The sequence below is a fragment of the Micromonospora sp. NPDC000207 genome, assembly GCF_040300925.1.
Classification (GTDB): Bacteria; Actinomycetota; Actinomycetes; order Mycobacteriales; family Micromonosporaceae; genus Micromonospora.
Genome location: NZ_JBEPEQ010000099.1, coordinates 1 through 21,529 on the forward strand (window position 1 = coordinate 1; position 21,529 = coordinate 21,529).

The window sequence follows — 21,529 nt, forward strand, 5'->3', positions numbered from 1 at the left end:
TGTTGGTGCGTCGCCTGTTATCCTTCCGCCCCCCCCCCCCGGCCCCCCCCCCACCGCGCGGGCCGGGGCGGGCCGGGCCTGGCGCCCCCCCCACGAGTCGCCGGACCGTCCGGATCGCCCCGAACAGCCCACCCAGGACGGCGAGCGCGGCGAAAGCGGCGAACAGGTGCAGGGCGGCGCGGCGCGGGTCGTGGTCGCCCTGCGCCACGACGGGGGCCGTCCGCTGCTCGATGTGTCCGATCACCGCGGCGGCTCCGGCGAGGCTGGCCGCCCAGCTCGGCACGTGGAGCACCACCACGACCAGGGCCAGGGCCAGCCCACCGAGGACGGCGACCACCACCGCCGGGCCGAGGACGGCGGGGACGCTGCCGTCGCCCCGCTCGGCGAAGTGCAGGGCGGCGGCGACCGCCACCGGCCCGACGGCCAGGTTGACCGCAGCGGTACGCAGGCTCAGTCCGGCGGCGAGGGTGAGCAGCCCCAGCGCCACCAGGTCGATCAGCAGGTCACGCAGCGCGTCGCCGCGCAGCGCCGCAGGCTGCGCCTGCCATAGCAGACAGGCCACCACCAGCGCCCCACCCAGGAGCACCACTTCCCAGACCAGGTGTACGGCGAGCCGGTCGGGACCGGTCTCCCCCGGCGACGGGTCCTCGACGGCCACGGGGGCGTCCGGTGGTGCACCCGTCCGGCCAGCTTCGTCGTACCCCATGACGCGCGCCTCCCACGGTGCCCGAGGTCCGCACTCCGTGGCGGGCCGACGGCGGCCGTTGCTCCCTGCGGTCGCACGGCGACGGTACCCGGGGCCCGGGCCGGATGTAACCCCCGTCGATCAATGCCGCCCGGGGCGGCCCTCCCGCGAGCCGGGTTCCCGCTCGTCACCCGACTCCTCGGGCACCCGACAGGAGCGCTCCAGCCACAGCGCCGCCACCACCAACGCCACCGAGGCGAGCAGGCCCGCGCCGGCCGCCGGCCGGTCGTTGACTGCGGCGTTCGTCTGCTCAATGAACAGCCACCCCGTCACCCCGGCGTACCCACCGGCGAAGATCGCCCCGGCCAACGCCGAGGCCTTCGCCAGCACCACGAACCGGGCGACCAGCAGCGGGTTGACCGGTTCCCGGCCCGGTCGGCCCGCGATCCGGCTCCGGGTGTTGCCCGCCGCGTACCCCTCCAGCACTGCGAGACCGGCCAGGATTACCACGGGCAGCCAGGGCAGCGGCGGCAACGCCCGGTAGTAGAGGCTGCTGATCAGCAGCCAGACGACGGCGGCGGTACCGAGTGCCGCCATCACCAGGGCGGAGATCCTGGTGGGTTCCATCCTCGGGCGGTCCGGGTCCGTCCCACGGGGCGGTGGGGACTGGGTACTCATGCCGGCCGGCTCCCTCGGATCATGCGGTCGACTCTATCGCCAGATCGGGGCGGGGACGCACGGCAAGCGCGTCCTGGGCCGCCGGGCCGGTGGTGAGCAGATCGGTGAGCCACCCGTGCCCCGGCAACCGACCGTACGGCTGCACGTCGATCCACGGCCGCAGCACGAAGGCGCGCAGATGCGCCCGGGGGTGCGGCAGGGTCAGCTCCGGATCGTCGCTGACCACCGGTTCGTCGTCGGCGTCCCACACGGTGATCACGTCGACGTCGAGGGTCCGCGGGCCGAACCGGCGGGCCGGGTCGCGGGTACGTCCGGCTCCCGCCTCGGCCCGTCGCGCCCGCTCCAGCCAGTGGGTGGGGGTGGCGGCCGGATCGGCCGCCAGGACCACCGCGTTGAGGTACGCCGGCTGCTCCTCGTCGCCCCACGGCGGAGTCTCGTAGACCCCGGACACCAGGAGTACGGAGTCACCGAGGGCGGCCACCGCGCCCCGTAGGTGGCCGAGCCGATCACCGAGGTTGCTGCCCAGCGACAGCAGTGCCCGGGTCACCGGCCCTCCCCGTCCCCCGGTCGACTCCGCCCCGCCGCCTGACGACCGCGGGTCAGCGTGACAGCCACGTCGGTGAAGGTGTGCGGCACCGGGGCCTGTGGCTTGTGCACCGTGATCGTGGCGGTGATCACCCTCGGGTCGGCCAGGCAGACGTCGAGCAGCCGATCGGCGAGCGTCTCGATCAGGTTGACAGGTTCGCCGGTGACCACAGCGACCAGCCGGTCGGCCAACTCCCCGTAGTGGACGGTGTCGGTCACCTCGTCACTGCGGGCCGCCCCGGAGAGGTCCAGTCGCAGGGTCGCGTCCACGACGAAGTCCTGCCCCTGGAGCCGCTCGAAGTCGTACACCCCGTGTCGACCGTGGGCACGCAGCCCGGTCAGGGTGATCATGTCGGTCTCCGTCACCAGATCACCCTAGGGGGTCGGACGCGCGGGACGGGTCGACGACCAGGCGGGGGCGGCCGGTGGCGGCCCAGACGGCCAGGGCGTCGACGGTGCCGCGAACGTCGTGCACGCGTACGCCCCAGGCACCGGCGGCAACCGCGAGGACACTCGTCGCGATGGTCGCCGCCGCCCGACCGTCCGTCGGACGGGGGGTGCCGTCGGGGGCGGCGAGCAGTCCGCCCAGGTAGGACTTCCGGCTCGCCGCGAACAGCAGCGGAAACCCCAGGTCCACCAGTTCCGGCAGGCGGGCACTGAGGGCCCAGTTGTGGGCGGCGGTCTTGGCGAAGCCGAGTCCGGGGTCGAGCACGATCCGGTCGGCGGCCACCCCGGCCCGCAGGGCCTCCTCGACACGCTGCGACAGCTCCGCCCGGACGTCGGCGACCACGTCGGCGTACCCGGCCAGGTCCCGCATCCCCCGGGAGTGCCCCCGCCAGTGCATCAGCACCCACGGGCAGCCGGCGTCGCGGACCACCCGGGCCATGTCCGGGTCGGCCAGTCCACCGGAGACGTCGTTGACCACGTCGGCGCCGGCGGCGAGCGCCGCCTCGGCCACCCGGGCCCGGGTGGTGTCGATGCTCACCGACACTCCGGCGCAGGTCAGCGCCCGGACCACTGGCAGCACCCGGGCCAGCTCGGTCCGTGCGTCCACCCGCTCCGCACCGGGCCGGGTGGACTCGCCACCCACGTCGACCAGCGCCGCCCCCTCGTCACGCAGTCGCACCCCGTGTGCGACGGCCGCGTCGAGATCGGCGTATCGGCCACCGTCGGAGAAGGAGTCGGGAGTGACGTTGAGGACACCCATCACCACCGGGGGTTGAACCTGTACCAGATCGGTCACGACTCGACCGTACCGGTCGAGACTGCGGGCTTCGGCGAGCCCGGGGGCCCGCCCGAGGACCGCCGCTGACATGCCGATTGACACAACAGTGCGATCGGCCATCCGGGCCCGATCGGGTCGACTCTTCGCGGCTTGTCGCAAAGGAGGGCGGGCCGTACGCTTTGGAATTGCCCAGCAGCGAGACGGCGAGACCCGGAGGGAGGGCCGAAGCGGGAGCAAACCGCCCAAAGTCCGCCACTTTCCGTGTGTGGACCGTCAACCCACTGTTGACGACGCTGTCCGACAGCGACCAGAGTTTCCCGCCCGGCACGACCACCGCACCGCCGCGGCACGCCGGCCGCGATATGGGGAGGTTCCAGTGATCGCCATCCAGCTCCTGGAGACGGCGTCATCCGGCGTCGCCCAGACGCTCCACACCCTCGCGTCGACCCCACTCGCCGCAGAGCCGGCGCCGAAGGGCATCAACACCGAGGGTGTCGTCAGTTTCTTCGCCAGCAAGATCGCACCCATCCTGCTCGCCGTACTCGGTGTCATCTTCATCGGCCGAGCCAGCCGGGGTGAGATCTCCAAGGTGCTGACCAGCTCCGCCATCGCGATCGTCGGGCTGGCGTTCATCGCCGGGGCCGCCACGCTCTTCTTCGTCGGCGACTACATCATCAACCTGATCTTCGAATAGGCGCGGGCACGACATGCGGCTGCGCACCGACGACGACATCTACCGGGCCCGCCTGGTCTACCTCGGGCCGCCCGGCTACACGCTGCCCGTTCACCTGCCGTACGCCCAGTACGGCCTGTTCATCCTGCTCGTGCCCCTCTACATGTTCATCCACTGGCTGTTCACGTTCAACGTCGAGCTCTTCCCCGCCTGGGAGATCGCGCTCGCGATCGTGACCACCTCGTTCATCTTCCGGTACGTCGATCCGGACCGGCCGGCGCGAATGGTGATCCGCACCGCGCTGACCGACTGGCGACGTACGCGGGAGCCGGCGACCGAACAGCGTGATCCGCGCCTGGTCGGCAGCAGGATCAGGATCCGGGAGGAGCTGGCATGACCGGGCGTACGCCGTCGCGGGGGCTGAACGAAGCGGGTGAGGCAGCCGAATGAACCGCCCCTCCACGCCGGGCTACCCGGCCGGACACCGCGCCGCACCACCCGGTAACCGTGCGCGGTCGTTCGACTACCCACAAGCCGACGACGGGGACGAGTCCACCCTGGACCCGGCGCTGGCTACCAGCCCCGGCCAGGGCGGGGTCGGCGTCTTCCAGGCCCCCCGCCCGGTACCGGCCCGTCCCAGACCACCTGCGGAACCGGCCACCCCGATCGACGCCGACATCGACTCCCCCTTCCTCGACCTCTTCGGCGGCACCCGCCCCCGGATGGTCCGTCCGGCCATCGCCGGCCCCGGACGCGTCGTCGACCGGGAGCACCCGCGCACCATCCCGCACCAGCCGACCGCCCCCGCCCCGGTCGAGCCCCCGGTGCCGACTGCGACGAACCGACCCGTCGTCGAACCACCGCCACCGGTCGAGACCACCCGCGCCCCCGAACCCCCATCGCCCGCCGCGCCCCGGGTGCCGCAGCAGGCAGCCGGCCGTCTCCCCGCCCCCCGGCCGTCGGCCGGACCGGAGAGCATCGAGGGCCGGGCACCGATCGAGGCCGGGCGGACCGCCGCCGTCGAGCCCACCGTCGACCGGACGGCCCCGACTGTTCCCGACGGGCCCCCGCCGGGCCCCGCCGACCCCCGGGCGGCTGCCTCCGCACCACCGCCTCCCACCCCACTGCCGCCTCCCGCACCACAGGTGCCGACGGCACCGGAGACGCTCGCACCGGCACCCCCCGCGACGCGGGAGGTGACGCCACCACGGCAGCGCTCGGCAGGCCGCAGGTCGGACCCGAAGGACCGGTCCGACCGTCCGATCAAGCCGCGTCGGATCAACCCGCCGAAGATCAAGTTCGGTGACCGGGATCCCGCCGCCGAACTGGCCATCACCGAGATCGCCGGACACCTCACCTTCACCCCGAACACCGTCACCGCCTGGTACTGGCTACCCGAGGTGCGCTGGGCCTTCCGCCCCGACGCCGAGCGGGAGGCGCTGCTCTCCGCGATCTCCGAGCAGTACGCCGGACTTGCCGGTTTCCGGCTGCACCTGCGCCGCACCACCCGGCCCTTCCCGGCCGACGAGTGGGCGCGGACCATCGACACCCACACCACAGCGCCCCTGCCCGACGTGGCGGGCACCCCCGGCTGGGCCGACCACCTGGTGGCCGCCCAACGTCACCTGCTCTCCGTCAACCACGCCGAGGGGCAGACGTACCTCGGCGTCACCTTCGCCCGCCGGTCCCTCGGAGACTCCCTCACCGAACGGATGCTCAGCATGTTCGGCCGGGGAGTGGCCGAAGGGGAACGTCGTCGACTCGGCCGGACCGTCGAACAGTTCGACGAGGTCCTCGGCGCGTTCGGCATGCGCGGCCGACGGGTCACCGCCCAGGAACTGGAGTGGCTGCTCTACCGGTCGGTGGCCCTGTGCATGGCCCCGCCGGGCGTCCTCTCCCCGGTCACCGACGGCCGATGGGAACGCGGCGACCTCCTCGCCCTCACCGAGCAGGTCGAGCGCTACCGCACCCCGTACGGCACCACCGTCAAGCTGGTCAACCGAATGACCGGCGAGGAACGGCACGTGGCGGTGCTCGCCGTCGGACGGATGGAACCCCTGGAGATCCCCGAGCGGCACGAGCCGTGGCTGCACTTCCACGAGCGCCTGCCCTGGCCCATGGAGATCTCCACCCGGGTCGACATCCTCGGCTCCAGCGACTCCTTCCGCAACCTCGAACACCGGCTGCGGATGATCCGTTCGCAGCAGCTCGACTACGCCGAGCACGGCATCGACGCCCCGCCGGAGCTGGAACGACTGGCGAAACGGGCCCTGGTGATCGGTGACGAGATGACCACCGGGCTTCCTGTCGACTCGGCCCGGGCCCACGGCTGGCACCGGATCGCCGTCGGTGGACGGACCCGCGAGGAGTGCCTGGAACGGGCCCGCCGACTCATCCAGCTCTACTCCCGCGAACTGCGGATCTCCCTGCAGCACCCCAAGAACCAGGACTGGTTGGCCCGCGAGTTCATCCCCGGCGAACCCATCGCGAACACCGGGTACGTCCGCCGGATGCCGGTCAACCTGCTCGCCGCCGCCCTGCCACAGGCCGCCAGCACCGTCGGCGACCGCCGGGGTGACCTCATCGGCCGTACCGCCGGCACCTGCCGCCGTCCCGTCTTCCTCGACCTGCACTTCCCCATGGAGGTACGGGAACGGTCCGGGCTGGCCGTCTTCGTCGCCGAGCCGGGTGGTGGCAAGTCGACGCTACTCGGTGCGCTCGGTTACCTGGCCGCCCGCCGAGGAGTCCAGGTCACCCTGCTCGACCCGTCCGGCCCGCTGGCCCGGCTCTGCTCCATGCCCGAGCTGCGACCGTACTCCCGGGTGCTGAACCTCACCGGCTCCGAACACGGCACCCTCGCCCCGTACTCGCTCATCCCGACGCCACTGCGCACCGAGTTCGCCGCGGGTCCCGGCGGAGACCGCGAGTACGAGATCGCCGTCTCCAACGCCCGGGCCGAACGCCGCATGCTGGTCCAGGACATCTGCATGATGCTGGTACCGCCCCAGGTGGCCCGCGAGGCATCCACCGCCACGCTGTTCCGGCACGCCGCCCGGCAGGTACCGGCAGAGGAGACCTCCACCCTCGACGACGTGGTGAGCTGCCTCGGCCAGATCGACGACGACGCCGGTCGGGAACTGGCCAACCTGCTACTCGACACCGCCGAGATGCCCCTCGCGATGCTCTTCTTCGGGCGACCGCCGGAGGGGCTGCTCGGCCCGGACGCCGCCCTCACCGTCATCACCATGGCCGGCCTCCGGCTCCCCGACCTCAAGATCGAACGCGAGTACTGGTCGGCCGAGGAGGCACTGGCCCTGCCGATGCTGCACACCGCACACCGGCTGGCCGTCCGCCGCTGCTACGGCGGCTCGATGTCCTCACGCAAACTCGTCGGCCTCGACGAGGCCCACTTCATGGAGGGCTGGCGCTCCGGACGGTCCTTCCTGGTCCGGTTGGCCCGCGACTCCCGCAAGTGGAACCTGTCGGCCCTGGTCGCCTCCCAGAATCCCCGGGACATCCTCAGCCTCGACGTACAGAACCTGGTCTCCACAGTTTTCGTCGGCCGGATCGCCGAGGACGCCGAGATCGCCACCGAGGCGTTACGCCTGCTCCGGGTGCCTGTCAACGACGGCTACGAGGCGACTTTGGCTTCTCTGTCGACCGCCGACGCCACCTCGGCAACCCGCCTCGGGTTCCGCGAGTTCGTGATGCGCGACGTCGACGGTCGGGTGCAGAAGGTCCGGGTGGACGTCTCGTACGTCGAGGGTCTCCTGGAGCACCTCGACACCACGCCCACGGCGGTCACCCCGACCGTCGGAACCCTACCGACCAGCCTGTCAGACCTGGAGGCGTGACATGGTGAGGGCCCGGGCACGGATCGCGGCGCTCCTCCTCACGCTCGGCGTACTCGCCGGGGCGACAATCTCGTGGCCGTTGGCCGGAGCCGCCCCGGCGTACGCGGCACCGCTTCCCAGCCGGCAGGCCCCCCGCCGAACTCTGTTCCACCCAGGAATGGCAGGCCGACTTCCGGGCCTGCGTGGCGAAGCTCCAGCAGGTGGCCGAGTCGGAGGTGACCTGTAGACGCCCGCCCACCCCTGCCGCACCAGACTCCGGACTCGCCGGCTGGTTCGCCGCCCGCCCCGACTCGGCGAAGGAGCCCGGAATCCGCGGTTTCTACAGCGAGTACGGCTACGCGGGTTACAGCTACACCACGTACGACATCGACACCGGCTGCGCCACTGCCGTCCTGCACCCGGACTACAAGTTCACGAACACTGTCGCCAACGGCGAGTTCATGGTGGCGACGGCGATCGTCGGTGCCTCGAACGCCCTCCGGGAACGCGCCTGGGATCCCGGGTCGATGTGGGGGTGGGCCGATCCCCTCGTCGATCAGGCGACAAAGGCCGTGTACCAGAAGGTCTTCAGTGTCTTCGGTATCGTCACGCTCTGCGTCGTCGGTCTCTACCTGCTCTGGCGGTCCCGCCAGTCCGACATGAGCAACGCCATGACGACCGCCGGCTGGGCGGTGTTGGTCATGGTGGCGGTGACCGCGCTGGCCGCCTGGCCGGTGAAGTCCGCCAACATCGCCGACGGCACCCTGGTCACCACTCTCGGGGTGGTCCACGACGCCGTCGGTCCGGTCGCCCGTGACGTTCCAGCGGAACGTTGTGTGGTGCCGAATCCAGAGGCATGCACCGACAAGAGACCTCCAGCGGTACGCGCCAGTGACACCGCCGCCGAATCCATGCTGTACCGCAACTGGCTTCGGGGCGTGCTCGGTTCGGCAGACAGCGAGACCGCGAAGAAGTACGGCCGTGCCCTGTACGACGCAAAGTCACTGACCTGGGAGGAGGCCGAGAAGCTCCGCGAGAACCCACGGACGCGTGAGGCGACCATCAAGGCCAAGCAGCGCCAGTGGATGACGGTGGCGCAACAGATCAAGACCGAGGACCCGGAGGCCTACGAGTACCTGCAGGGCACCCGGGACATGGACCGCGTCGGCGCCGGTTTCATCGCGGTCCTCGCCGCCCTGCTCTTCGCGATGTTCGACCTCACTGCGTCGCTGCTCGTGCTGCTCGGCTTCCTGATCTTCCGGTGGGCGGTGATCGCCGCTCCCATTCTCGGCACCCTCGGTCTGCTCCGCCCGGCCAGTGCCGGACTACGCCGCCTGGGCAACGCCGTCGTCGCGGCGGTCTTCAACATCGCCATCTTCGGCACCGGCGCCGCGATCTACCTCTTCGCGGTGGACCTGATCATGAGCACTCCGACGCTTCCGGGCTGGCTCCAGGTGGTGCTGGTCTGGCTCTGTGGTGTGGTCGGCTGGCTGCTACTGCGTCCCTACCGTCGGATCACCCAACTGGGTGGCAAGGACGGCAACGGTGCGGTGGGCCCTGCGGGCTCCTGGCACCGACGGTTCTTCCGGGACATGCGGACCGCCGCCCGACTGGACGCGACCGAACCCGGCGCAGAATCGGTAAAGGGCAGCAGACGGACAGTGGTGGCCGAGCAGACCAGGCTCCGTCCCGAGGCCCGGCTGGAGGATCCGGTCCACGCTGGTACCGCCCGGTCGGACAAGTCCCGACCCGACACCGGCAAGGAGCGCCCCGACGGCCGGGAACGGCCGGAACAGCCGGTAGCGCCCGACCGGGAGCAGCCGTCCGCCAAGGCCGCCGCCCCGCCGCGCCCACGCCGTCGTACCTCCTCCACCTGGACCGAGCCGGACGTACCGGAGGAGGCACCGTCGTTCGCGATCTACCGGCCGGGCTCCGCCGACCGCACGCCGACCACTCCGGTCCGGCCGGCTCCCCGGGTACGCTCCGAGGCACGGTGAGTCGATGCGAGGAGCACTGGAGTTCCTGACAACCCGGGTCCTACGGTCCCGGACCGGAATCGCGGTGGTCATCGCCGTTCTGGTCTTCGGTGTGATCGCTACCGCCCGGGTGGTGACGGGCACGACCGAGGCCGGGACCGGACTGACCGGTCGCCCGGTCGAACCGATCACCACTGTCGATCCCACAGTCGGGGACGACGGAGTCCTCTCGCCGGTCGCACCGCCAGAGCCAGTAACCAGCCCCGGTGAACTGCCCCCGGCGGAGGCGGCGAAACGGTTCACCGCCGCGTGGCTGGGGCGGGAGGGCATCAGTACCGACGACTGGCATGCCGACATGCGTCCCCTGTCGACCTCGGCGCTGACCGAGAAGCTGACCGACGCCGATCCGGCGACGGTGCCGGCCGGACAGATCACCGGTGAGCCCACAGTGCGTCCCCGCGACGAGACCTTCGTCGAGGTGCTGATCCCGCTCGACGCCGGACAGCTCCGGTTGGAACTCGTGGCGCCGGACGGAAAATGGTTGGTGGATGCCGTGGACTGGGAGCGCTGATGAGCGACGACACCTCGGGTACGGAGGCCGGGCCCCATCGCCCTCCACTACGGCTCGGTGCCCTGGCGGCGGCGCTGACAGCGACCCTCGCCCTGTTCTGTTGCACAGGTGGGGCCGGGGCCTTCTTCCTGACCGAGCTCGGCGGTGGTTCGACGGATCCGGTACTGGAGAGCGTCTCCTCCTGCACCACGGACCAGCAGGTGGACGTGACCGGCAAGATGCCCAGGACCGCCGGGTACGGCGAGTCGCAACTACGCAACGCTGCCGTCATCATCAAGGTCGGCCAGGACATGAAGGTTCCTGCCAGAGGCTGGGTGATCGCCATCGCCACCGCCATCCAGGAGTCCGCCCTCAAGAACTACGCCAACTCGCGGGTGCCGGAGTCCCTCGCGATCCCCCACGAGGCGGTGGGCCAGGACCACGACTCGGTGGGGCTGTTCCAGCAGCGACCGGGGTGGGGTTCGGTCAAGCAGCGGATGACGCCTGCCTACTCGGCCCGCAAGTTCTACGAGAAGCTGGTCGAGGTTCGTGACTGGGAGAACCGTTCGCTGACCAGCGCCGCCCAGGCAGTGCAGATCAGTGCCTTCCCGGACGCCTACGCCAAGCACGAGGAGACGGCGAGCCTGATCGTCGACGCACTGGCCGGTGGCGCTGCCCGCACGGCCCGGATCGCCGAGCAGGACGTGTGTGACGTCGCGGCGAAGGGGGTGACGGCGGCGTCGGGCTGGACTGCTCCCATCCCCGGAGGGGTCGGCTCCGGTTTCCGTACCAGCCAACGGCCGAGCCACAACGGTGTGGACATCGCGGCCCCGAAGGGCACCCTGATCCGGGCCGCCTCCGCCGGTCGCGTCCTCGTCTCCCGGTGTGACCCGGACCGGGCCGGACGGCTCGACTGTGACGTCGACGGCTGGCCCGACAAGGGTGGGTGCGGTTGGTACGTGGACATCCTCCACTCCGGAGGCAACATCACCCGCTACTGCCATCTGATCGAGCGACCCGAGGTGCAGGTCCGAGACCGCGTTCGGGCCGGTCAGGTGATCGGCAAGGTCGGTAGCAGCGGCAACTCCTCCGGTCCTCACCTGCACTTCGAGGTGCACGTCAACCGGGACCAGTCGAGTGCCGGGGCCGTCGACCCGGTACCCTTCATGCGGGAACGAGGTGCCCCACTGAAGGGGGCGGCATGAGTCGCCAGGAACGATGACGGGTCCGGTACCCGATCCCTTTTCGGAGCAGCCGGACTGGGCCCCGCGCACGCCGAAGTCGATCGAGATCGTGCCGGCCACCGATCGGGTCGACCTTCGCGGCAAGCGGGTATCGATCGGACTTCCCGGGCTCGGTTGGCGGAGCGACCTACGCGCCGACGAGCGGGTCGTCCAGTCCAGTCGCACCTACGTACCGGTGATCCCCGAACACGAGTGGTACCGCGCCGAGTCCGAGCAGATCGAGGTCTTCGCGCCCCTGGTGCCGGTGGAGCGGGTCTGGGTCGAGATGGTGTCCGCCGCACCGACGGTGGCCGACATCTTCGGTGACTCCGGCATCCGGCTCGTGTCTCTGGACGCCCCTACGCACCGCGCACCGACCCCGGTCTTCGAGGCTGACTCCGTCGTCGGCCGTCGCGTCGTACACGTCGACGGAGCCACCGAGAACCGCGACCTCCGGGCGGTCACCGAGAGCTACTCCGGCACGGACGGGGACATCTGCGTGCGGGTCACGCCGGAACTGGAGTGGTACCGCTGGGCGTGGCGCGGTCAACCACCGAACACCCTCGAAGTCCCCGTTCATCTCCTGTGGATCGAATAGCCACCTCAGATGCTTGGTGTGCCGCTACACACCTGCCACACATCGTCCAGGCGAGTCGAGAAGCGCCAACTCTGCCGATCATTCTGGGAAACACCATCCACAAAGGCCGAGAACAGTAGGTCTACTTCGACTTCAGCACGATTATCGCTCTGAACATACTTCAAACGCCCCCAGCTGACTACGATTTTGACTGCAAGTCGCTCCTCCCTCAACTGAAGATCATTCCTAAGCGCAGTCAGCTGCGTTAGCTCAGCACCCTGCTCGTCGCAGGTGAAGAAGCTCGCTTTGGTGTCGTCACGGTCAACCAGGAACGCCCTCAGATAGTTGTCGACGACGACGTCGGGGGCGCTGCGGTCCGGGGCGGTTGCTCGGTCGTACAGGAGATATCCGGCTGCGGTGCCGGCCACCGCGAGTACCGCGAGGAGACCGACCACCAGGGTGACGACGACGCCCGCCCGGTTGCGCGGGGGCGGTGGCGAGGGGACGACCGGCGGGGGCGCGACCTCGTCGGGTGGGGTCCGTTGCGCCGGTACGCGGGACACCTGGGAACCGGCGGGGGGCTGCACTGATTCCACCCTCTGAGGCTAACGGTTCCCGGCCCGGTACCCAATGCCTGAGTTTCAGCGGATCGTGAGGAGCCGTACCCGACGGGTGAGGGTTCCTGGTGATCCACGACAAGTCCGTCGAAGCGCCGCAGCGCATCCCGGACGTCCGGGTCCGGCTGGGATACGGTCTGGGGTCGGGGCAGGTGTCAGCCGGCTTCGGGAAGAGGGGTGGACCCGATGGCCGTTCGGAGGGGACGTACGAGTCGAGCCGCCGCCCTCCACCGCCGGGCGACCGCCACTGCCAACGCCGCCGCGAACGTCCTGGACGAGATCCGGCCGGCCCCGGCCGACCAGCGGCGTCAGTACGAGTTGGCGGACCACCTGCGGGAGGCGGCGGCGCTGCTGGCACCCGGTTGGGCCGGGGCGCCGTTGGAGACGCTGAGCGCCGACACGCCACCGGGGGAGACGCCTCCGTCCTTCGTCGTGGTCGGTACCGCCGCTCCGTTGGACGACGCCCGGTTTCCGGCACTCGTGCCGTTGCTCGGTGCCGGGCACCTGACGATCGACACCGACGCCGGTGACCCCCGGGTCGCGGGGGCGTTGCGCGCCGTACTCCTGCGGTTGTTGGCGGCGTCTCCCCCGGGGTGCCTGCTGGTTCGGGGGGTGGACGGCACCGGGGCCGGGGAGGTCTTCGCGCCGTTCCTCCCGCTGGCGGACGCCGGGGTGCTCTCCCCTCCGGCCGGGGACGTGTCCGGTCTGCGGGCGGTCTTGGCCGAGGCGGAGCAGTGGGTGGCTCCCGACAACGGCCGGCACGCCCGGCGGGATCGGACGCTGCTCCTGGTGGTGGCGGCCCTGCCGGCCCGGACCGAGGCAGCCGACCTGGAGCGGCTGGCCGCGTTGGCGTCCGCCGGGCCTGCGGCCGGGCTGCACCTGGTGGTCGCCGGTTGGCCGGTGACCGCCGGGCCGCTTCCGTCGGCGACTGCGGTGACGGTACGCAACGCGTACGCGATGGTGGGTGATCCGCCGAGCGCCTCCTTCGGCGCGGTGGGCAGTGGATCGTCCGGTGGTCTGAACGCACCGGTGTTCCTCGCCGAGGCCCCGTCGACGGAGTTGGTGGAGGCGGTCTGTGGACGCCTCGTCGAGCAGGTCGAGGCGGGTACCCGGCTGTCGCTGGCCAACCTGTTGCCGGAGTCCGACGCCCCGTTGTGGGAGTCGTCGTCGGCGACCGGGGCGAGCACGGTCGTGGGGTTGGCCGGCGAGCGACCGGTGTCGGTCGGGTTCACCGACCTGACCCCGCACTGGCTGGTCAGTGGCCGGTCCGCAGCGGGACGGGCCGCTTTCGTGGGCAACGTCCTGCTCGGTCTGACCGCCAGTTACGGCCCGGAGGAGCTGGTCCTGCACCTGGCGGACCTCGGTCCGGACGAGTCGTTCGCCGAGTTCCTGCAGACCGAACGGGACCGGACGTGGATTCCGCAGGTCCGGACCGCCGCGTTGGCGGCCGACCGGGAGTACCTGCTGGATCTGCTGGAGCAGTTGGCGGTCGAGGTCCGTCGTCGTGAGGAGGCCGGTCGGCGTACCGGCGGGCAGCGCTTCACCGCCCTGCGGGAGCAGCTGTCGCTTCCCCGGATCGTCTGCGTCGTGGAGAACACGCATCTGCTGCTCGGCGAGCCGACAGGGGCCGTCGCCCCGTCCGGGGCGGTACGGAGTGCGGGGCGTTCCCGGGATCGCATCGGAACGACGGCGTTGACGGCGTTGGAGGCGTTGGCTCGGGCCGGCCGCGCGTACGGGGTCCACCTGCTGTTGGCCGGTGAGGGTGACCTCGGGCTGGGGTCCGGTTCCGGGTCTCGGGACTCGATGCTCGGCCAGTTCCCGGTGCGGGTGGCTCTGCCCGGGGGTGGCGCGGTGTTGGAGCCCAACAACGATTCCGCTGCGGTGCTCCCGGTGGGGAGCGCGGTGGTGAACACCGCGGGCGGCCTGGGTGGTCCGGTGGGTGCGACCCGCGGGCACGAACGGATGGTCCGGTTCCCGGATCCGGAGGATGCCCCGGCCACGGTGGCCGAGTTGCGGCACCGGTTGTGGCAGGCGCGTCCGGAGGGGTCGTCGGCGCCGGTGGTGTTCGCCGGTTACGCCCGACCGTTGCTGCGTAACGATCCCCGGTACCGGGCGGCCCTGCTGGGTCGGGGGGAGGGGCCGGCCGCGCTCCTGGGGCGGGGGGTCGACGTCGCCAGGTCCACTGTCGCGGTGGGGCTGGGTCGGGCGGCTGGACGTAATCTCGCGGTGCTGGGTCCGGGGATGGCGGCGGCTCGGTTGCTCGGCGTCGCGGCCCGGACCACGGCGGCCCACCACCCACCGGGTGGTGCCCGGTTCGTCGTCGCCTGCCTGGTGGACGAGGCCGCCGCTCTGGCCGAGGGGCTGGCTGCGGACCTGGGCCGGCAGTTTCCGGTGACTACTGTCGACCGGGCGGACCTGACGGACCTGTGGTGTCCGGAGGGGGCGGCGGCCCGTCCGTCTACCGACGACGACCCGGGGCCGACAGTGCTCGTGGTGTTCGGGCTTGACGTACCGACGGCGGAGCAGCTGCCGCGCGAACGGTTGCGGGCGCTGCTGCATCGGGGGCCGCCGGGCGGCACCCACCTGCTCGGCTGGTGGCGTACGACTCCGTCGTTCGCGGCGTTGTTGGAGCCGGACACCGACGTGGGCAAGTTGGCGGCCGTGGTCGCGGTGGACGTGCCGGGCGCGCAACTGGCCGGGGTCTTCGGACGGCCGGTCCAGTGGCGGCCCCGCCCGAACCGGGTGGTGCTCTGGGACGGCTCGGATGAGCAGGGCCGGGTCCTGGTGCCGTTCGCCGAGGACGAGGAGGAGGGGACGCTGACGTGATCCGGACCGTACCGGGGGTGCAGCAGCGGCAGCCGGTGGACGGTACGCCGCCCGCCGAGGAGGAGGGCCCAGCCGAGTCGGGGAAGCCGGGCCCAGCCGAGTCGGGGGAGGTGGTGGAGCCGAAGGGGGATGCCTGGACGGCCTACCTCGCCGCCGCCCGTCAGCTGGACGCGGTACGCCGGGACGCCGCCACCGCCGCCGGCGAGCAGCATCGTTCGGTCCAGGCCGCCCGGGAGGAGTTGACCGGGGTTCGGGCTCGGCTGACGGCGCAGCATGAGCGGCTGGTCGACTCGGGCGTACCGGTGATGTCGTTGTCGCCGTCCCCGCCGGAGGAGTCGGTGGCCGCCCGCTCGATGTCCGGTGGTCCGTCGGCGGTACTGGCGGCGCTGCGTACGGCGGGTGGCTGGGTCACCGAAGCCGACACGGCGTTGACCTCCACGGGGTTGTTCCGGCCGGAACGGTGGCCGGCTCGGCTGCGCAACCTGGCCGTGTACGGGCCGTTGGCTCTGCTCGTCCCCCTGATCCAGGTGGTCCTGCACCTGGTGGCGGGGGGTGGTCCGGTGAGCGTGGCGGCGTTGCTCGTCGGTCTGCCGATGCCGGCGGTGGCGTTCGTCGCGGGCTGGATCGGCGTCGGGCGGTTGTTCCGGCCGGGCCCGGACGGGCGGTTGGACCGTACGCCCCGGTTCGGGGCGCTGATCTGTCTGGTTCCGGCCGTGTCGACGGCCGCCGGGCTGCTCCTGGCTCTCCTGGCCGGCTGAGCGGACGGTTCGGCCGACCAGCGAACGGGCCTCGGCCGACCAGGAGGAGTGGACGGGTCAGCGGGGCAGGATCAGCGCCATCGCCTCGGCCCTCGACTTGGCGTCGTGCTGGAGACCGCCACGGACCGCCGAGGTGATGGTCTGCGCCCCGCTCTTCTGGATGCCACGCATCGCCATGCACATGTGTTCGCACTGCAGGACGACGATCACCCCGAGGGGGGCGAGGCGCTCCATCAGCAGGTCGGCGATCTGGGAGGTGAGTCGTTCCTGCACCTGTGGGCGGCGGGCGAAGACCTCCACCAGCCGGGCCAGCTTGGAAAGGCCGGTGATCCGACCGTCGGGCCCGGGGATGTAGCCGATGTGGGCGCTGCCCCGGAACGGGAGCAGGTGGTGTTCGCAGAGGCTCATCACGTCGATGTCCCGGACCAGGACGAGTTCCTTGTGGTTGGCCTCGAAGCTGGTGGTGAGGACCTGAGCCGGGTCGACCCGGAGGCCGGCGAACAGTTCGGCGTACGCGCGGGCGACGCGGGCGGGGGTCTGGACGAGTCCGTCACGGTCAGGGTCCTCCCCGACGGCGATGAGGATCTCCCGTACCGCCTTCTCGATCCGGGCCAGGTCGACGGCATCCTCGACCGGGCGGCCGGTGAGTCTGCCGTTGATCAGCCGGGCGGCCAGGTAGTCCAGCTCGTCCAGGTCGTCGGGTTCGGTGGCGGAGGTGGCGGCGGCCAGCCCCGGGTCGGGGCTGGCCGCCGTGTCGTCGGTGTTCAGTGCTGGCCGTCCGAGCTGTTCGGGAAGGCGGGGCCACCGCCGATGACGACCTGTGCCCCGTCCGACTGGGCCTGCGCCTTGAGCTTGTCCTTCTCGGCGGGCGTGAGCACCGGGGGCTCGGTGGAGGGCTGCCGCTTGCCGAACCCGTTGTACGGGGCCATCGGCGGACGCTTCACCACCCGCTCGCAGATCCGGGCCATGTCGGCGGTGGAGAGGGTCTCCTTCTCCATCAGTTCCAGGACCATGTTGTCCAACACGTCCCGGTACTCGACCAGGATCTCCCAGGCCTCGTCGTGGGCCAGTTCGATGAGCGCCCGCATCTCGCCGTCGATCTCGGCGGCGACCGAGTCGGAGTAGTCCCGTTCGTGGCCCATGTTGCGGCCGAGGAACGGCTCGTCCCCGCTGGTGCCGTACTTGATCGCGCCGAGCTTGGAGCTCATCCCGTACTGCGTGATCATCGCTCGGGCCAACTGGGTGGCCTTCTCGATGTCGTTGCCGGCACCGGTGGTGGGCTCGTGGAAGACGAGTTCCTCGGCGGCCCGGCCGCCCAGCGCGTACGCCAGGGTGTCGATCATTTCGGCCCGGGTCTGGGTGTACTTGTCCTCGGTCGGCAGGACCAGGGTGTGCCCCAGCGACCGACCTCGGGACAGGATGGTCACCTTGTGCACCGGTGCCGCGTGCGGCAACGCCCAGGCGACGAGCGCGTGCCCACCCTCGTGGTACGCGGTGATCTTCTTCTCCTGGTCGCCCATCACCCGGGTCCGGCGCTGCGGTCCGGCGATCACCCTGTCGATCGACTCCTCGAGGGAGTCGTTGGTGATCGCCCGCTCGTCCTTGCGGGCGGTGAGCAGCGCGGCCTCGTTGATCACGTTCGCCAGGTCGGCACCGCTGAACCCGGGGGTACGCCGGGCCACCGCGTCGAGGTCGACGTCGGGGGTGAACGGCTTGCCCTTGGCGTGGACCCGCAGGATGGCCTTGCGGCCCTCCATGTCGGGGGCGTCCACCGGGATCTGCCTGTCGAACCGGCCCGGGCGCAGCAGCGCCGGGTCGAGGATGTCCGGCCGGTTGGTGGCGGCGATCAGGATGACCCCGCCCTTGACGTCGAAGCCGTCCATCTCGACGAGGAGCTGGTTGAGGGTCTGCTCCCGCTCGTCGTGGCCGCCGCCCATGCCGGCGCCACGGTGGCGACCGACGGCGTCGATCTCGTCGACGAAGACGATCGCCGGGGCGTTCGTCTTGGCCTGCTCGAAGAGGTCACGGACCCGGCTGGCACCGACACCGACGAACATCTCGACGAAGTCGGAGCCGGAGATCGAGTAGAAGGGCACTCCGGCCTCACCGGCGACGGCCCGGGCGAGCAGCGTCTTACCGGTACCGGGCGGGCCGAACAGCAGCACACCCTTCGGGATCTTCGCCCCCAGGGCCTGGTACTTCGTCGGGTTCTGCAGGAAGTCCTTGATCTCGTGCAGTTCCTCGACGGCCTCTTCCGAGCCGGCCACGTCGGCGAAGGTGGTCTTCGGCGTGTCCTTGGTGATCATCTTCGCCTTGGACTTGCCGAAGTTGAGCACCCGGGAGCCGCCGCCCTGCATCTGCGACATGAAGAACAGCAGCAGGAGCACGAGCAGGGCGATCGGCAGCAGGTTGACCAGGAGGCTCACCCAGATGCTGTCCGAGGAGACCTCGACGTCCGCCGGACCGGTGACCCGGTCGGCCGACTTGGCTTCGAGGACCTGGTTCCAGACCTGCTGACCGGCCTCGTACGGGAACTGGGCCTCGATCAGCTTGGTGGTCGTGTCCCCGAACTCGGCCTCCTCGGCCAGGTCGAGGCGGATCGTCTGTTCCTTGTCCTGGTAGACGACCTTGTCGATTTTCGCAGTGTTGAGCTGGTCCAGCGCGACCGTGGTGTCCACCCGGTGGTAGCTGGGTCCAGACGTGAAGAGTTGACTGAGCACAACGGCGCCGAGGATGACCAGGATGATCCAGACCACCGGTCGGCGGAAGAAACGCGTACGTTCCATACTGTCGTCGAGCGCCGGAGCGCCCGCATCCTCCTGATCGACGTCCTGACCGTCTGATGGTGTCGCCGCCACGGGCGGCGGTCGGAGCCGCCGTGCGGGCCGGCCTCGACCCCGAGGCACGAAACTGCCGCGCCGCGGTCATTCGACGGTACACCGTACGCGCGAGGTACGAGCGGTTCGGGGCTGCTCGCACCGGTCAACGACAGCACCGGAACGTGCACCCGACCCGCTCACCCGATCCCGCCCCTCGACGGATCCCGCCGTCGGTACGGCGACACCCACTCGACACGCGATGGTGAACCGGCGGAGGCCGGCGTGGCGGAAGGTCCGCCGTCACAGGTCCTCCGACCGCCCGGTCACGCGGGTCGGAGGACCGGACGCGGGAAACACCTCACGCCACCGACCCCTACGGTAGCCGGGTCGGCTGAGAGCGCGCTGTACGTCTGCTCAACGCGAGACCGCTCAGGTGCGGGCGTACACGTCCGGCTTCAGGACGCCGACGTAGGGCAGCTCCCGGTAACGCTCGTCGAAGTCGAGGCCGTACCCGACGACGAACTCGGTGGGGATGTCGAAGCCGACGTACTTCACCGGCACCGGCACCTTCACCGCGTCGGGCTTGCGGAACAGGGCCACCACCTCGACGCTCGCCGCCGAGCGGGACTCCAGGTAGCGCAGCAGCCAGTTGAGGGTCAGCCCGGAGTCGACGATGTCCTCGACCACGACGACGTGCCGACCGGCGATGTCCCGGTCGAGGTCCTTGAGGATTCGGACCACTCCGGAGGAGGTGGTGCCCTGGCCGTACGAGGAGACCGCCATGAACTCCAGTTCGGTCGGCGGACCGTGCCGCCCGAGGGCGCGGGCGAAGTCGGCCATGAACATGACAGCGCCCTTGAGTACGCAGACGAGCAGTAGCCGGTCCGTCACTCCGACGTAGTCCGCCGACACCTGCTTGGCCAGTTCCGCGGTCTTCTCGCGGATCTGCGCCTCAGAGATGATCACGTGGTCGATGTCGGCGTCGTACCAGGAGCCATCAGCCATGGCTCCTAGCCTGCCGTACGCCGCCGGGCCGCCGTCGGCGGGGCCGCTTCTTTTCGGCGACCCCGCCGCGGCTTCGCCGCGACAACCCGGCGATAACACGCAATTCAGCAGGATCCGGAGTTCAGTCGGCGCCCCTCGTCGCTGCACCGCCAGTCGGCGGAGTCCCGACTGTCCACTGTCAGTCCGACCGCCGAGGCGACGGCGAGGGTGAGGATCAGGAAGAGAACGAAAAGGATCTCCATGGCGGCGCTCGCTTTCGAGTCGACGTGGTGTGCGGTTCGCCGCCGGTGCGCACCGGGCTGACACCAAGTCTGCGCGGGGCCCGGCCGCCCGGACAGTGGCAGGAAGGACACCTAGCCTCGATTTTCTGCCAACCCTCCGGTTACCCTCGTCACATGACCCCCCGCCCGCCGTCGACGCTCGCCTCGGTCGCGGCCATCGTGCTGAACGACGTCGCCGTCTTCGAGCTCGGAGTGCTCGCCGAGGTCTTCGGGACCGACCGGACGGCTGACGGCTTCCCCGCGCACCGCTTCACCGTCTGCACAGTCGACGGCGGACCGGTCCGCACCAAGTCAGGCTTCGGAGTCACCCCCCAGGCCGACCTCGGTCCGGTCGCCGAGGCCGACCTGGTCGCCGTACCGGCTCACCACTCGCGCGCCCCGGTTCCGACGCCGGTCCTCGACACGCTCCGGGCCGCCGCCGGACGGGGCGCCTACGTGATGAGCGTCTGCAGCGGTGCCTTCGTTCTCGGGGCGGCCGGGCTCCTCGACGACCGGGAGTGCACCACCCACTGGCGGCACGCCGAGCAGCTGCAACAGCTGCACCCTCGGGCCCGGATCCGCCCGAACTCGCTCTACGTAGCCGACGGGAACCTGCTCACCAGCGCCGGGACCGCAGCCGGCATCGACGCCTGTCTGTACCTGGTTCGTCAGGTGTACGGCTCGGCCGTCGCCACCCGACTGGCGCGGCGGATGGTCGTCCCGCCGCACCGCGACGGCGGGCAGGCGCAGTACGTCGAGACCCCGATCCCGTCCACCCCCGAGGCCCCGACCCTGGAGCCGGTCCTGGAGTGGCTGATGGGTCACCTGGCGCGCCCGGTCACCGTCGATCAGCTCGCTGCACGGGCCGGCATGTCTTCCCGTACCTTCGCCCGACGGTTCCGGGCCGAGACGGGCACCACCCCGCACGACTGGTTGACCGGCCAGCGGGTGCTGCTGGCCCGACGACTGCTGGAGGAGACCCGGTTGAGCGTGGAGGAGGTCGCCGACCAGGCCGGTTTCGGCGAGGCGGCGACGCTGCGACATCACTTCACCCGCCGGGTGGGCGCGACCCCCAACGGTTACCGGAGCACCTTCCGGGAGCGGGCACCGGCCTGACACGCGACGGGCAGCCGGCCCGACCTGTGCAGACGTCGCCGGCCGGTGTCCCGAAGGACACCGGCCGGCGACAGAACACGATCCGGGTCAGCTGTTGTTCCAGTGCTCGGCCACCAGGTCAGC

18 protein-coding genes and 2 pseudogenes are annotated in these 21,529 nt (G+C 71.0%); 10 read left to right on the forward strand and 10 right to left on the reverse strand.

Annotation, left to right across the window (positions count from 1 at the left end; all coding sequences use genetic code 11):
* The 5 genes and pseudogenes from ABT336_RS21510 to folP all read right to left on the reverse strand — a co-directional run.
* Positions 1-706 (reverse strand): annotated as a pseudogene (locus ABT336_RS21510) (ABC transporter permease); the annotation flags it as partial.
* 120 nt (positions 707-826) lie between these two features.
* On the reverse strand, positions 827-1,312 hold the full coding sequence (locus tag ABT336_RS21515; protein WP_350898436.1) for a DUF3180 domain-containing protein: 486 nt from the start codon (positions 1,310-1,312) through the stop codon (positions 827-829).
* A gap of 70 nt (positions 1,313-1,382) precedes the next feature.
* Positions 1,383-1,910: a 2-amino-4-hydroxy-6-hydroxymethyldihydropteridine diphosphokinase gene (folK, locus tag ABT336_RS21520; protein ID WP_350898423.1), complete on the reverse strand. Its 528-nt coding sequence runs from the start codon at positions 1,908-1,910 to the stop codon at positions 1,383-1,385.
* Positions 1,907-2,299 (reverse strand): dihydroneopterin aldolase, encoded by a 393-nt coding sequence (folB, locus tag ABT336_RS21525; protein WP_350898437.1) that lies wholly within the window; start codon positions 2,297-2,299, stop codon positions 1,907-1,909. The genes folK and folB overlap by 4 nt, the downstream gene beginning before the upstream one ends.
* 19 nt (positions 2,300-2,318) lie before the next feature.
* Positions 2,319-3,191 (reverse strand): dihydropteroate synthase, encoded by an 873-nt coding sequence (gene folP, locus ABT336_RS21530; RefSeq protein ID WP_350898424.1) that lies wholly within the window; start codon positions 3,189-3,191, stop codon positions 2,319-2,321.
* Between the two features lie 358 nt (positions 3,192-3,549).
* Between folP and ABT336_RS21535 the strand changes: the two genes are divergently transcribed.
* The 7 genes and pseudogenes from ABT336_RS21535 to ABT336_RS21565 all read left to right on the forward strand — a co-directional run bounded on the left by ABT336_RS21535 (position 3,550) and on the right by ABT336_RS21565 (position 12,026).
* Positions 3,550-3,867 carry a hypothetical protein gene (locus ABT336_RS21535; protein WP_350898425.1) on the forward strand — a complete coding sequence of 106 codons (318 nt, stop codon included), beginning with the start codon at positions 3,550-3,552 and terminating at the stop codon, positions 3,865-3,867.
* Positions 3,868-3,880: 13 nt separating this feature from the next.
* A complete protein-coding gene (locus tag ABT336_RS21540; RefSeq protein WP_350898426.1) occupies positions 3,881-4,243 on the forward strand; it encodes a hypothetical protein in 363 nt (120 codons plus the stop codon).
* 49 nt (positions 4,244-4,292) lie between these two features.
* On the forward strand, positions 4,293-7,700 hold the full coding sequence (locus ABT336_RS21545; RefSeq protein ID WP_350898427.1) for an ATP-binding protein: 3,408 nt from the start codon (positions 4,293-4,295) through the stop codon (positions 7,698-7,700).
* A gap of 1 nt (position 7,701) precedes the next feature.
* Positions 7,702-9,467 (forward strand): annotated as a pseudogene (locus ABT336_RS21550) (MFS transporter); the annotation flags it as partial.
* Positions 9,468-9,680: 213 nt separating this feature from the next.
* A complete protein-coding gene (locus ABT336_RS21555; RefSeq protein ID WP_350898428.1) occupies positions 9,681-10,226 on the forward strand; it encodes a hypothetical protein in 546 nt (181 codons plus the stop codon).
* The gene (locus tag ABT336_RS21560; protein WP_350898429.1) at positions 10,226-11,410 is read left to right on the forward strand and encodes a M23 family metallopeptidase; all 1,185 of its coding nucleotides are present in this window, start codon (positions 10,226-10,228) and stop codon (positions 11,408-11,410) included. Before ABT336_RS21555 ends, ABT336_RS21560 begins: the two co-directional genes overlap by 1 nt.
* Positions 11,411-11,423: 13 nt before the next feature.
* Positions 11,424-12,026: a hypothetical protein gene (locus ABT336_RS21565; RefSeq protein ID WP_350898430.1), complete on the forward strand. Its 603-nt coding sequence runs from the start codon at positions 11,424-11,426 to the stop codon at positions 12,024-12,026.
* A 5-nt stretch (positions 12,027-12,031) separates the two neighbouring features.
* Here the strand turns inward: ABT336_RS21565 and ABT336_RS21570 are convergent, their stop codons facing one another.
* Positions 12,032-12,601 carry a hypothetical protein gene (locus tag ABT336_RS21570; RefSeq protein ID WP_502891227.1) on the reverse strand — a complete coding sequence of 190 codons (570 nt, stop codon included), beginning with the start codon at positions 12,599-12,601 and terminating at the stop codon, positions 12,032-12,034.
* Positions 12,602-12,799: 198 nt separating this feature from the next.
* Here ABT336_RS21570 and ABT336_RS21575 point away from each other — a divergent pair, with 198 nt between their 5' ends.
* Both ABT336_RS21575 and ABT336_RS21580 read left to right on the forward strand, forming a co-directional pair.
* Positions 12,800-15,448: a cell division protein FtsK gene (locus tag ABT336_RS21575; protein WP_350898431.1), complete on the forward strand. Its 2,649-nt coding sequence runs from the start codon at positions 12,800-12,802 to the stop codon at positions 15,446-15,448.
* Positions 15,445-16,206, forward strand: coding sequence for a hypothetical protein (locus ABT336_RS21580; RefSeq protein WP_502891228.1), 762 nt, complete (start codon positions 15,445-15,447; stop codon positions 16,204-16,206). Before ABT336_RS21575 ends, ABT336_RS21580 begins: the two co-directional genes overlap by 4 nt.
* Positions 16,207-16,263: 57 nt before the next feature.
* On the opposite strand, the gene folE is transcribed toward ABT336_RS21580, so the two are convergent.
* From folE to ABT336_RS21600, 4 genes are all read right to left on the reverse strand, one after another.
* Positions 16,264-16,935, reverse strand: a complete 672-nt coding sequence (gene folE, locus ABT336_RS21585; protein ID WP_350898440.1) for a GTP cyclohydrolase I FolE — start codon at positions 16,933-16,935, stop codon at positions 16,264-16,266.
* Between the two features lie 35 nt (positions 16,936-16,970).
* A complete protein-coding gene (gene ftsH, locus ABT336_RS21590) occupies positions 16,971-18,992 on the reverse strand; it encodes an ATP-dependent zinc metalloprotease FtsH (RefSeq protein WP_350898432.1) in 2,022 nt (673 codons plus the stop codon).
* A 462-nt stretch (positions 18,993-19,454) separates the two neighbouring features.
* Positions 19,455-20,030: a hypoxanthine phosphoribosyltransferase gene (hpt, locus tag ABT336_RS21595; RefSeq protein WP_350898433.1), complete on the reverse strand. Its 576-nt coding sequence runs from the start codon at positions 20,028-20,030 to the stop codon at positions 19,455-19,457.
* A gap of 104 nt (positions 20,031-20,134) precedes the next feature.
* On the reverse strand, positions 20,135-20,272 hold the full coding sequence (locus tag ABT336_RS21600) for a hypothetical protein (RefSeq protein ID WP_350898434.1): 138 nt from the start codon (positions 20,270-20,272) through the stop codon (positions 20,135-20,137).
* A gap of 153 nt (positions 20,273-20,425) precedes the next feature.
* Between ABT336_RS21600 and ABT336_RS21605 the strand changes: the two genes are divergently transcribed.
* Positions 20,426-21,406, forward strand: a complete 981-nt coding sequence (locus tag ABT336_RS21605; protein ID WP_350898435.1) for a GlxA family transcriptional regulator — start codon at positions 20,426-20,428, stop codon at positions 21,404-21,406.
* Positions 21,407-21,529: the final 123 nt, after the last annotated feature.